This is a genomic window from Leptospira haakeii (assembly GCF_002812045.1).
Lineage (GTDB): Bacteria > Spirochaetota > Leptospiria > Leptospirales > Leptospiraceae > Leptospira_B > Leptospira_B haakeii.
The window spans coordinates 118,093-129,843 of record NZ_NPEG01000010.1; the positions used below are offsets into that span (position 1 = coordinate 118,093).

Consider the following 11,751-nt stretch of genomic DNA (forward strand, 5'->3'; position numbering starts at 1 on the left):
AAAATGGCAACAGAATGGGTAATGGGCCTTGTAGGTGGAGTGGTGATTGGTATCGCTGTTTCTTTAATGCTTTTATGGAACGGAAGAGTAACCGGAGTCAGTAGCATTGTATATGGAGTATTGGTCCCGATTAAAGGTGATATAGCCTGGAGATGGTATTTTATAATCGGATTATTAATCGGCGGACTTTCTTTAAAAATCACAGCACCAGAACTTTTAGCAGCTGAACTACAAACGAAAGCGTGGATCGGTTCGATTGCAGGAGTACTAGTAGGATTCGGCGCAATGTTAGGAGGAGGTTGCACAAGTGGACATGGAGTTTGTGGAGTAAGTAGAGTTTCTCCTAGGTCGATAGTAGCAACAATCGTATTCATGGCCGCTGGAATGGCAGCAGTAGTATTACTGAGAAAGACTGGGTTACTTATATGAAATATAATATTGGAGCACTCATCGTAGGTTTATTATTCGCCATTGGCCTCGGTCTGTCTGGAATTTTACAACCTGCAAACATTATAGGATTTTTAGACATATTCGGAAAATGGAATCCTACCCTACTTTTCACGATGGCTGGAGCGGTAGGAGTTCATTTCATTACTTACAAATTGATACGAAAAAGAAAAACTCCAATGTTCTCTAAGGATTGGTTTATTCCGACCCGCCAAGAGATCACTCCTGCATTAATCATTGGTAGTTTGATTTTTGGGATTGGCTGGGGATTGGGTGGTTATTGTCCGACCGTTTCAGTCACTACTCTCGCAAGCTTTGAAACAAGACCAATTATCGTTTTTGTCAGTATAATTTCAGGAATGTTATTATTTTCGTTCCTGGATAGGAAAACTAATCTTAAAAGTAAATTAGAATAAAATAATGTTTATCCTAGGATATATATCTTCCTTTTTCATGGGAACTATGCTCGGCCTGATCGGTGCAGGTGGTTCGATTCTCACAGTTCCCATACTTTTTTATTTTTTCGGACAAGACGCAATTTTTGCCACAACAAACTCTCTTTTCGTAGTGGGTATAGCCGCCTTGGCCGGAGCAATCATTCAGTCAAAAAATGGGGATATCAACATAAAAATAGGAACGTATTTCGCGGCACCAAGCTTTATAGGCATTTATATTGCGAGAAACTTCCTTCTTCCCTCAATCCCGAATATCATAATTTCAAATTTCGGGATCACATTAACCAAACCTTTATTTATAATGATCATTTTTTCTATCATAATGGTTTTTAGTTCTTGGACAATGATTCGTTCCAACAGCTCTGTTCCTTTAGAAATAACCAGACTGAATACCTCATCGGCTAATTTCTTATCGATTGGTATCAAAGGATTGATGGTTGGTATGATCACAGGATTTGTAGGAGCAGGAGGAGGATTTCTAATCATTCCTGCACTTATAATCTTACTCAAGTTTCCAATCAAGAAAGCAGTAGGCACGTCACTTGTTATTATTGCTGCAAATTCTCTATTCGGTTTCGGAATCAGTTTCAGATCGGTGCAAATTGAAAATTGCCCGTTACTTCTAACCATTTGTGCCTTGGGAATTGCGGGAATGTTTTTAGGGCAGAAACTTTCTCATAAAATGAGTGAAAAATCCCTGAAAAGTGGCTTCGGTTATTTTGCGTTAATTATCGCTTCCTTTATCTTGTGGGATCAAGGGCTAAGGTTGCTATTGCCTATTTAATATAATAATTTCTATTTTGGATCCAGGATATAGACTTCAATAAGTCTTCAATATTACGAATACATTTACTATTTCCGGTCCGATATTGATTGCGTTGCATTTACATTGATAGAACAATTGGTCAAAGTTAAGAACTTATTTATGCCTAACTTTCGCCCGCATCCGCTTATCTTACTTCTATTCGTAATGTTAGGTTTTCAAAATTGCGGAACGTATCTACTTACGAATGCACTTCTCCCTTCAGACGAAGACGATCGCCTGGACAGTATTGCGAAATCAATCGTAGGAACTATGAATGTCGGCCTCATCCATTATTGGCCCTTAGATGGGGATGCGAATGATAAAGTCGGAATATTACATCTAACTGCATTCGGAACTGTAGGGCCTGTTCTTACTTTCGATCATAACAATTTGCCAAACGGCGCATACTCTTATGACGGCATAGACTCATGGCATGATTCCGGCCAGGGAGGAGAACCGATCCTATCTGGATCTTCATCGTTTACTCTTAGCGCTTGGGTAAAAGGAAAATTCAAACCTTCACCCGGAGTAATTATGGGAGCAGGAGATGGTTTAGGATTCCAGTTAGCTGATAACTCATCATGTTTACAGATCAGAGCATATAGTACAAACGGAGGTACCGGCGTTGTCAGTAATATCAGCCCTTGCAAAGACTATCAAGAGGATGTATGGTATAATGTAACTCTTACATGGGATCTTCCGAACAATAGGGCCGACCTATACATCGGAAACGATCTTGTAGACTCTAAAGTATATAATCCAAGCATGGTCCCTTGGACTTCAGGTTTCCCTATTACTCTAGGATATGGCACGTTAGGCGGAGGATCTCAAGTAGTAACTATAGACGAAGTCAGGGTCTACGACAGAGTTGTTCCTCCGATACTTTTCGGTTTCTAATTTACGAATTTAAGATAACGTAAGAATAGATAGACCAAAGATAGGAGTTTTCAAAAATAATCTCCATGAAGTATTCACAAATGATTTGGATGATGGCCATCCTGCAACTCGCTCTACTTAACTCCCCCATCGAAGCTAACGCTTCGGACGCAACTCAATATGTTCAAAAATTCATTTCCGCATCATGCAAAAAAGATATGCCCTTTTTAAAGGATTTCTTCTTAAACGTAAATCAATCAAAAAAAGACACGGAAACTCCAGGAAAATCAATCGAAGCTAAAGAACAGAAAATAGCGGATTTTTTAATTAAGAATGGAGAATTCTATGCACAAAGATTCTGTGCTATGAAAATCATAGGAGAGAGAAACGAAGGGTCCATCTTGGGAGTAGTTATACGTGAGAATCCTTCAAACCCATATCTTAAAGTTATTTGGAAATTTAAAAAAATTGAAAAGAAATTGGTCCTCATTGAATTCGATGAGACAACTTTAGAATATCCTCAATATGATTTTGCAGAATTAAAATCTGAGTTTGACTCAAATGCTCTAAGAGCATCCTCCGAACTCCAAGGTAAGATCATAGGAGTAAATGGAAATGTGTGGAAGGTCGAAACCGATTTGCTAGGACACCCATACGTTGCTTTTTCAGGCTCGGAAGAAACGGGAGACGTGCTTGATTTCGAATTCTTAAAATGTTTTTTACTGCCTGAAGCATTAAGCATTGCAAAAACATTAGAAAAAGGCCAAAGAATAAATATCACAGGGAAGCTAGTTGGAAAAGAGTTTGTAAAGATCGAACTAAGAGAATGTACAATCTCCGAATATTTTACTAACGAAGATAAAATCTACGACTAAGATCCATTATAAAAATGATTAGCTCATAGATCGGCTGGACTGTAAATGCGCTACGACCGTATCCTCATCGCACCCGATAAATTCAAAGGGACTCTTAGTGCAACTCGCGCTGCAAGTGCAATGTGCTCTGGCGTTCGCTCTGCTTGGGGCGAGGCAGTACAGGTACTCGAACTCCCTTTGGCAGACGGGGGCGAAGGAAGTCTTGCCACCCTTCACTCATTACGACCAAAGCTGAATCTTCGGGCAGACATCCTTCCCAACGCGAGCGGACTCAAACGTTCCGTTTGTTACTTAGCTAGCGAGACCGATGCCTACTTCGAATCTGCACGACTACTTTCATTAAACTTTAGAGGTAATCGTCGACTTCCTCTTCTCGACCGCACAAGCAGTGGTCTTGGTCGCTGGGTTCTGCATATGTTAGCTCAGCAAAAAAAGAATTTGTTTTTGTATCTCGGGGGCACAGCGGTATGCGATGGTGGATTAGGGATCTTACTAGAATTCGGGTTTCAGTTGTTGGACCCTAAAGGGAACCTGGTGCATTCTCTGCGAAATTTGCCAAATGCACGAAGGCTTATTCCTCCCGCTTCATTTACCTCGATAGAAGCTAATATTAAAATGTTTACGGACGTTACCAATCCTCTGTTAGGTCCAACAGGCGCCGCCAAATTGTTTGGTCCTCAGAAAGGTGCCACACCAAACGATGTGACTTTATTGGAAGATGGACTCGGACAACTCTCCTGTTTGTGGGCGGAGTTCTCCAAACAAAGTGAAACAGATTGGCCGAATGGAGTCGGTGCAGGCGGAGGAATTGCACTTCCTTTTCTCGGAATGGCAAGAAATCGAGTAACGCTTAGCTCGGGTTCTCTTTTCTTTTTGGAGGAATCCGGATTAGCTAATACGATCCGTCCGGGCGATTTGGTCCTAACAGGAGAAGGCAAGACGGATGCAGGAACTCTGACAGGCAAACTTGTGGATGCAGTGGTTCACCTCTGCCGTCAGGTTGGTGCAGATTGTTTGGTAGTCAGTGGAACCGTGGTTGATCATGATAAATTGGAGGCAGCCAATTATCCCAAGACAATAGCAGTTTCGACTAACGGAATTGTACCGTCACGTAAAGTAGCGACTGATGAGCTGTCCAGGGCTGTTACGAGAGCTTTGGCTGTGGTCTAAAAATTTTATTTAAGGCGATAATATTAGCAATGCCTCCTTGTGAAGAAAAGAGACTGCTTCAATATCAAATTCTTCAAACATCTCGTATTCAATTGCCTCATCATCTGCAGAAAGCAATTCAATCTTGCACCTATTCAGCATATCAGAATAGAGATTGTATAAATCTTTAGGCTCAATTTCTTTCACTTTATTGCCCATTTGGTATTATATTGGCTTTATCATTTGGTAATGGCTTATAGTCAGAGCCAACAATTTTATTTTTACCAAGTTTTGCACTAGAGAAACCATAATATGATCCTTCATGCTTCATTTCCTATGCTGATCGCCCACGGTATTTCACAAGCATTGAATTTTTTCTTGCCCCTATTTTTTTATCCTACTTACCTCGGACGGAATCGCCGCCGTTCTTGTTCATTCATTCAAAATACGTAAAATGAAGAGCTCTAAATGTATTCATTTTACAAATGAAATTCAAACCACCTCGGAAAGCCTAAAGTTTCGTCCGTGTTACGGAGAAAAGGTTGTGATGATTATAGGTAAGTAGTCCTAAAGAGAGAGAGAGAGAATTGAGAAGTCGTTCTATATTTGATTATCGCTTGTGTTGACTTTAGCCCTAAGATGATAGCATTCGTTAAGTTTCGATCGGAAAAAGCAAGGCTCAAGAGTAAGTTATGTTAAACTAAGTCAAAATTACTTTGAGCTCGAAAAGCTGACAAATCCATCGCATAAAAATTGTTTTGAATATAAAGGAGCAGATTACGATAGGAATTCAAGAAATCTCACCTAACTCCTCGATCTGTAAACTTCTAAATTTTACTTCCACATGCAACATATCTGAATCCAATTTCCCAGACAATATGTCCTCTCCATCAGAATTAAAAATATCCATCACATACATTTCATTGGCTTTAACGTGATCGCCTTTACGGTCGTACGGTAGTGAAAGATCGTGATCAAATTCACTTGTTTTTCGAATATTTACCTCAACTAGGTGTTCAAAAGTAACTTTCAATAGGCCTTTTTTTCGAATACTATTTAAAACTTCTGAGTAATAGGCCTCCGTAATTACTATTAAGTCTGTAACTGTCGGACTCAAAAAAAAATCCACCAATATACAATCAATAAAAAGGTATTGCTGAAGGTTATCTTTCTGCATAATATTTAGTCGGGATCAAGTGGCATATGGCCATACTCTGCCCTAGTTCCGGTCTTCCCTGTTGTTGGATCAAAGTATTCTCCTGATTCAGTCCTAGCGGAAAATCTATGCTGCTTACTATCGGGATGAATATTCTCATACTTCGATGGTTCCTTCAATTTCAGCCTCCAATCTCCTTTTTCACCGTTTTTACCTTTTATACCCCATTGCTCAATTCCATTTTCATGACTTAACTTTTCGTATCCTTGCTCTTTCGCCCAACTTCTGAGTTCTGATGATTTTGGCACTTGTGAAAATCTAGAATTGGCACCTGATGCACCACCACCGGCCTCTCCAGTTGCAGGAGAATTACCTGGGCTCGTTTCTTGCGTTCCCATTCTAAGTTTTGCAACTTTGCTCGCCCCCCATTTAATGCCGAATTTAGCCCCGATACCGCCACTCAAAGTACCTCCTATTAGGTTTCCGGAACGTTCATAGGTCTCTAATTCCCCTATTTTCCGCCCATCCTCTTCACCTTTCCAAAGAGTATGAATCTCCGATCCAATCGCATAAATTCCAAACCCAAGGAGACCAATACCAACGGCGATGGCAATAGCGGGACTTGCGACTACACTCAATGCACCTAAAGCAACCCCGCCGGCAAATCCTAAAACTCCTCCGATAATTGCACCCTTAAGCAGTCCTTTTCCAAAAGCCCAAGCCCTATCACCATTAGAAGGAGACGGATTTCGGCTTCCAATAACATTTATAGGCGCCGACTCTAAAGATTTGTAATTGGACTTACTTCCTTCATGTCCAGTTGGATCCTTCGTATTGATCGGATTCCCTTTTACGTATGAAAATCGATTCCATCCTTGAGTACTATCTTCCCCATCAATAATCGAATCCGCAGTTACAAACCTTGCAATACTCGCATCATAATAACGTGCATTATAAAAATAGAATCCACTCTCTTGGTCTAATTCTTGAGAATTAAACTTAGGAGAGAAAGCCTGATTTCCTCTTTGGACAAAGTTATCTCCATATGGATCATTCTGGATCCGAGTGAGTGTTTTTCCTTGGTCATCCAGAACGTGAGATACAGAGTCCACCTGGTCGGTGAGATAATAGGCAGCCGTTCCTTCTTCGTTTAGAGCAGCAATCCGCACACCGTTCAAATAAATATTGTTAATGGATCGAAGTACATTCTCCTCATCCATGTATTCTAACCCGTAAAACTTGCTAGGATATAAAATCTCCTGGTGTTTGTATTGGGCACCGTCGGGTATAAGTGCACTTTTATGAATCCGGAATCCACCGTCGTCGTACCAATAACGCCCTATGGTATAATTACTCTCGTCTCGGATCCGTATGACCCGGTTGTCAGAATCATATTCCATCTTTTTGATTTTATTTAAGACAGCATCTCTCTGGGTAGTCATGTTCCCGGAGCCATCGTAAGTCATGGTCACAGTACCACTTCCATACTTGGAGGAATCGATATAATTGGCCTGATGATTATTATATAAGTAAATCCTTTCGTCGGTAATTGCACCGTCTGCAGGATTATGGATCCGTTTAGCGGTTAGGTTTCCATTCTGTGCGTAGGCAAAGCTTTGCTGGTATTTTTTAGAATAGGCATCAGCAGGTTCTGTATAAAATCCACTTGCATTGGTCAGACGGCTCAATCCGTCGTAAGCAAAATCGTATTTGGTCTGGTATCTAGTTCCGGTATTTTCAATACTCGTAATATTGTTCTTGCTATTGAAACTATAAACTGCGTTTTGTAGAGTTTCACTGTAACCGTCGATGACTCCGGAAGAATTCAGACGGACCATTCTTAATTTCTCGTCGTAGTAATATTTAGTCTCGATTCCGTTTCCTAGAGTAAAGGCGGAAGTCTGCCCGAATTCATTGTAAGTGATATTCTCTACAATGGTTTTATTACAGAGCCCCGGTAGGATGCCGTTTGTATTCACTTGTACAGAAATTCCGGTGATATATCCTGCACTTCCATAAGAATAACATGCCCTAAGGCGTGTATGATTGACCGGATGAGCCGGATAATCAATTTTTGTCACTCTTCCAAGCAGATCATATGCATATTCCGTAATGTAAGGAAGATCACTATTTTGGAGAGGGATTTCTTTGAAGGCGCGTGTCTCTTTCTTAACCCGGCCTAACTTATCATAACTGAAAGTTTTAGTTTGATTTTGGTCTTCTACCAGAACGAGCTGACCGAGAGCATTCTCGCTTCCTGACCGAGAATCGTAAGTATAATAAATTTCCCCTTCCGGCATTTTTTTTGTGATCACTCTGCCTCTCGAATCATAAATAAGAGTGGTCACTCGACCAATTGCGTCGGTAGTTTTAGTCAGCTCACCATAAGCATTATATTCGTGTCTTTCTACCCCAAAATCAGGATCACTTTGAACCCTAACCCTTCCAAATCCATCGTATGCCCAGTATGTTTGGTTCTTTCCGGAGATATCCTTTTGGTTGATTCCGGTAGATACATCGCTACAATTTAGAGAAGATCCGTCGTTTAAATCGGATTTCTTAATACGATTTCCTGCAAGATCATAGCAGAATCCAATCTGCGCGACAATTCCGTCTCCTCCCGAATCTTCCACATACAGTAACTGTTTCCTACCATTCTGAACGGTGCGTTTTCTTGTACCGGAACTATGGATCTCGATTTTTTCGTAAGGATCATTATATGTCACAGTAAGAACGGTCGGTTCGGTTTCTCCTTGTGCTAATGGTAAAGTGGAAGTTTTAACCCGACCAATAGCATCGTATTCAAAAATTGTAGGATTCTTTTCCTCCAGATGTAGTGCGAAATTATCCAGCTCGCTTGAGTCCGCCCAATCCGACTGTCCCTGTCTGGAAACTCTTCCTGCCCCATCATAGACTACACGACCTGTTCGAATAGTTTTACCTTCAGAGCCAGTTTTGACTGCATAAATCCCCCTGCCCAACCCATCGACATAGGACCTTGCGGCAAAATCAGGATCCCAACCGCCAGAAGGTAGGACACTTTTAGCACTTAAAGGAAAAGAAGAATTATACGAATAGGTTGCAAGGACCTTATTGCCTTCGTCGGTGTCCACTTTGGTCACGACTGAACGACCATATGCATCGTATTCGTAATTGGTTTTATTTCCATTTGGATCTGTGGTTTGGATAGGAGAACCAAAGGCAGAGGTATAATCGATCTGGTACTGAGTCCGGAATCGGATAGAACCTCCAAAACTAGTTTTTTCTGTTACAAAAATTTTAAGCTCGTTGTCATAAACATACTCCATTCCTCTTGCCGGATTACCGCTTACATTTTTTTCAGAGAGAGTATTCCCCAAAGAATCATAAGTGTATTCGGTAATATTAGGAGAAACCGCTGCAAGTCCCGAACCTGTATAATTGGTTTGTTTCCTAATCAAGTTCCCGACAGAATCATATGTATTAGTTGTGGTCGTTTCATTCGCTGATGCAGCCAAAGACACTGTCTTTTTCGCTCTGAGTTGATTGGTTGTAGAAATTGTCTCAAAATCGGTAATCGTAATTTGAGTAGTACTGGAATGGGCTCCATCTGAGAACCAGTCCGTATCCGAGCTGGTTTGTTTGGTGAGATTATACCCGCTAAACTGGAAAGTAGATTCCGATGTGCCAGTTTTCGTTTCCTTCTGAAATTTTTCCGTTTTTACCGGGAGAACGAGATAACTCGAAAGTCCTCCTCCTGCATCGACTACTTTTATATCATGAGTCCGTAAAACAGATCCATAATCCTGGTTATCCGCACCGATTATATGAGATTCCTTTTCCGCTCCACCCAAAGCACGGTTCATTCTAAAATCGGAATATGGGATATTATTGTATAAGTGAGTTGTCTTTACTCCATACGGATCTTTCTGGGTAAAATTCCCAAACCCGAAAAAGTCCTTTTCGACCTTACCATTGATGAAAGCAGAGAATGCATACCCGTTACTATATTCATAAGTTTTGAAGATCCGATTGCTAAAGCCGTCATCCGCAGTGATTTTTGTACAAACCCGGTATGATCCAGGCAGATCCGGAACACCATCCCCACCAGTATTATCGAATTTAGTAGAATCAGTGTATTCGAATTCGTAACTTCCGCCGATCCCGTTTTTCACGGTTTGCATAACGTCAGGAACAATCCCGTCTGACATTGCAAAATACCAAGTTGGTTCTTTTAGATGAATAATTCCTATATCAGTGAGGCCATCTCCGTTATAATCTCCTTGGATCCATCTGAATACATAAACCTTGGTCATAAGATCAGGACGATCTAGTTTAGCAGTGATTACGTTTCCACTTGGAGTTATAACTTTGTCTGCGGAGATATCGTAAATTTTATTATCTCCGCCTTGGTTCAGGATTGGATTTCCTTCGTAATCAAAAAGTCCATTGAATGCTGCAGACCCTGCAGTATATTGCGTTCTTGTAACGGAGTAAGTGGTTCCGGAAATCCTATATTTTGAAAATATAATATTTGCTCCGCTTGCTTTTCCGATCAGAATAGAATTGCCGGTGGTTTCCGGAACTATACCATAAGAAATTCCTGCAGCATTGATAGAATCAAATTCCGCAGAAGCAAAAGGAAGGTTCGGAGGATTTATAAGTTTTTTGAATTGGATCTTATTTTGGGAAATGTCTAGAGTTCCTAAATACCAATTATGAACGCTTCCACTTCTATCCACGAGTAGGATCTGTGCTTTGCCTACTCCTGTGAAGTCCCCTGAGAAAAAACTATATTGGTTTTTGCTCAACCGGTCCGTACCCGAATTCCCGGATTGATCCAATCTCCCTAATAGATAAGAAGCAATAACGTCTCCGGCAGGAGCAAGGGCCTTCACTCCATTTTGACTCGTCAGAATAAATCTGCCGGTTCCGGCAGTGGCTTGGTCGTCTAGAATAAGTACGGATTTGTACGAAGCACTTTCGAAATTATCCACCACATAAGCACTTTCTGAAATATTAAAATTCCCTACTTGAGCATCCGTAAAACCTGCTAGATTTGCGGTTTCGAATGCTGTGCCGCTGGAGTTACGAACTACAAAAAATTGATTCATACTTCCGTTTTTCTTAAAATACAAAACTTCGTCTTTAGTGGATTTAGTATATCGATCAGGCCTTCCACCAAAAGGAGTGGCGACTCCGGTTGCTTCCGGTAAGAAGGAAGTAAGTACTCCGGAAGTGTAACCTGTTCCTTTCTTTAAATTGAATACTCCTGCATTTCTATCAAAAAGTAAAAGTTCAGGAGAAGCAGAACAATCATCCGCGGTAAAACATCCTGCATAAGCGATCTCACCTTTTCCTGGAGTTTGGTTCCCATCGTAAACATAATCTAACAGGAGAGACTTTGTGCCTCCTAAAATCGGAATAGATGCAAAACCTTTCTCTAGTTTGGCCTCGTCTTTAGGAAGAGGAGTTTTCATGACTCTATTCTGATCAGGACCATAATTCATATCACTATAGATCTTATAACGGAATCCGGTATTGGTAGCTTCTCCAATCCAGAACTTTCCATCACTTGCAGAAAAGAATCCTATATCTGTTCTTCCATCCCCGTTAAAATCTCCCTGGAGCCAACGAGTGATTTGTTTGAATTGAGGAGTTGTAGACCAGATCCGGAAATTGATTGTACCGTTCCCAGTCTCGCCTAAGGTCCATTCTCCAGTATTACGATTAAATAATAGAAAATCAGAAAATCCGTCTCCGGTAAAATCTCCCGAGAAACGATCGTTACTAAAAAGTGCGTCTTCTGCTACACTAAACTGTCTATAAAGTTTCCATTGTAGTTTGAAGTAGATCGGGTCCGATTTATCGTCGTTACGATGATTTTCTCCCACGATCCATTTGCCACTACGGGAATCATAAAGAGAGATATCGGTTCTTCCATCCCCGTTATAATCCCCAACAAGAAGTTGGACCTTACCTCGGCCAATTCCATCTTTGGATTTATCC

9 protein-coding genes are annotated in these 11,751 nt (G+C 40.9%); 6 read left to right on the forward strand and 3 right to left on the reverse strand.

Annotation, left to right across the window (positions count from 1 at the left end):
• Positions 1–3 precede the first annotated feature (3 nt).
• From CH377_RS14745 to CH377_RS14770, 6 genes are all read left to right on the forward strand, one after another.
• Positions 4–429 carry a YeeE/YedE family protein gene (locus CH377_RS14745; RefSeq protein WP_100724528.1) on the forward strand — a complete coding sequence of 142 codons (426 nt, stop codon included), beginning with the start codon at positions 4–6 and terminating at the stop codon, positions 427–429.
• Positions 426–863: a DUF6691 family protein gene (locus tag CH377_RS14750; protein ID WP_100724529.1), complete on the forward strand. Its 438-nt coding sequence runs from the start codon at positions 426–428 to the stop codon at positions 861–863. Before CH377_RS14745 ends, CH377_RS14750 begins: the two co-directional genes overlap by 4 nt.
• A 4-nt stretch (positions 864–867) precedes the next feature.
• Positions 868–1,686, forward strand: coding sequence for a sulfite exporter TauE/SafE family protein (locus CH377_RS14755; RefSeq protein WP_100724530.1), 819 nt, complete (start codon positions 868–870; stop codon positions 1,684–1,686).
• A gap of 141 nt (positions 1,687–1,827) precedes the next feature.
• Entirely contained in the window at positions 1,828–2,604 is a 777-nt protein-coding gene (locus CH377_RS14760; RefSeq protein ID WP_100724531.1) for a LamG-like jellyroll fold domain-containing protein, read from the forward strand.
• 197 nt (positions 2,605–2,801) lie between these two features.
• Positions 2,802–3,458, forward strand: a complete 657-nt coding sequence (locus CH377_RS14765) for an OB-fold protein (protein WP_165780514.1) — start codon at positions 2,802–2,804, stop codon at positions 3,456–3,458.
• Positions 3,459–3,503: 45 nt separating this feature from the next.
• A complete protein-coding gene (locus CH377_RS14770; protein ID WP_100724533.1) occupies positions 3,504–4,628 on the forward strand; it encodes a glycerate kinase in 1,125 nt (374 codons plus the stop codon).
• 9 nt (positions 4,629–4,637) lie between these two features.
• On the opposite strand, the gene CH377_RS19705 is transcribed toward CH377_RS14770, so the two are convergent.
• The 3 genes from CH377_RS19705 to CH377_RS19800 all read right to left on the reverse strand — a co-directional run bounded on the left by CH377_RS19705 (position 4,638) and on the right by CH377_RS19800 (position 11,636).
• Positions 4,638–4,814, reverse strand: coding sequence for a hypothetical protein (locus CH377_RS19705; RefSeq protein ID WP_165780515.1), 177 nt, complete (start codon positions 4,812–4,814; stop codon positions 4,638–4,640).
• 583 nt (positions 4,815–5,397) lie between these two features.
• Positions 5,398–5,784, reverse strand: a complete 387-nt coding sequence (locus CH377_RS14780) for a hypothetical protein (RefSeq protein WP_100724535.1) — start codon at positions 5,782–5,784, stop codon at positions 5,398–5,400.
• Between the two features lie 5 nt (positions 5,785–5,789).
• Positions 5,790–11,636, reverse strand: coding sequence for an RHS repeat-associated core domain-containing protein (locus tag CH377_RS19800; RefSeq protein ID WP_482793299.1), 5,847 nt, complete (start codon positions 11,634–11,636; stop codon positions 5,790–5,792).
• Between the last annotated feature and the right edge of the window lie 115 nt (positions 11,637–11,751).

Bases quoted from the DNA above. Each gene is read 5' to 3' on its own strand.
- CH377_RS14780 (WP_100724535.1), bottom strand. From the start codon at position 5,784: ATGCAGAAAGATAACCTTCAGCAATACCTTTTTATTGATTGTATATTG.
- CH377_RS14750 (WP_100724529.1), top strand. From the start codon at position 426: ATGAAATATAATATTGGAGCACTCATCGTAGGTTTATTATTCGCCATT.
- CH377_RS14745 (WP_100724528.1), top strand. From the start codon at position 4: ATGGCAACAGAATGGGTAATGGGCCTTGTAGGTGGAGTGGTGATTGGT.
- CH377_RS14765 (WP_165780514.1), top strand. From the start codon at position 2,802: ATGCCCTTTTTAAAGGATTTCTTCTTAAACGTAAATCAATCAAAAAAA.
- CH377_RS14760 (WP_100724531.1), top strand. From the start codon at position 1,828: ATGCCTAACTTTCGCCCGCATCCGCTTATCTTACTTCTATTCGTAATG.
- CH377_RS14770 (WP_100724533.1), top strand. From the start codon at position 3,504: ATGCGCTACGACCGTATCCTCATCGCACCCGATAAATTCAAAGGGACT.
- CH377_RS14755 (WP_100724530.1), top strand. From the start codon at position 868: ATGTTTATCCTAGGATATATATCTTCCTTTTTCATGGGAACTATGCTC.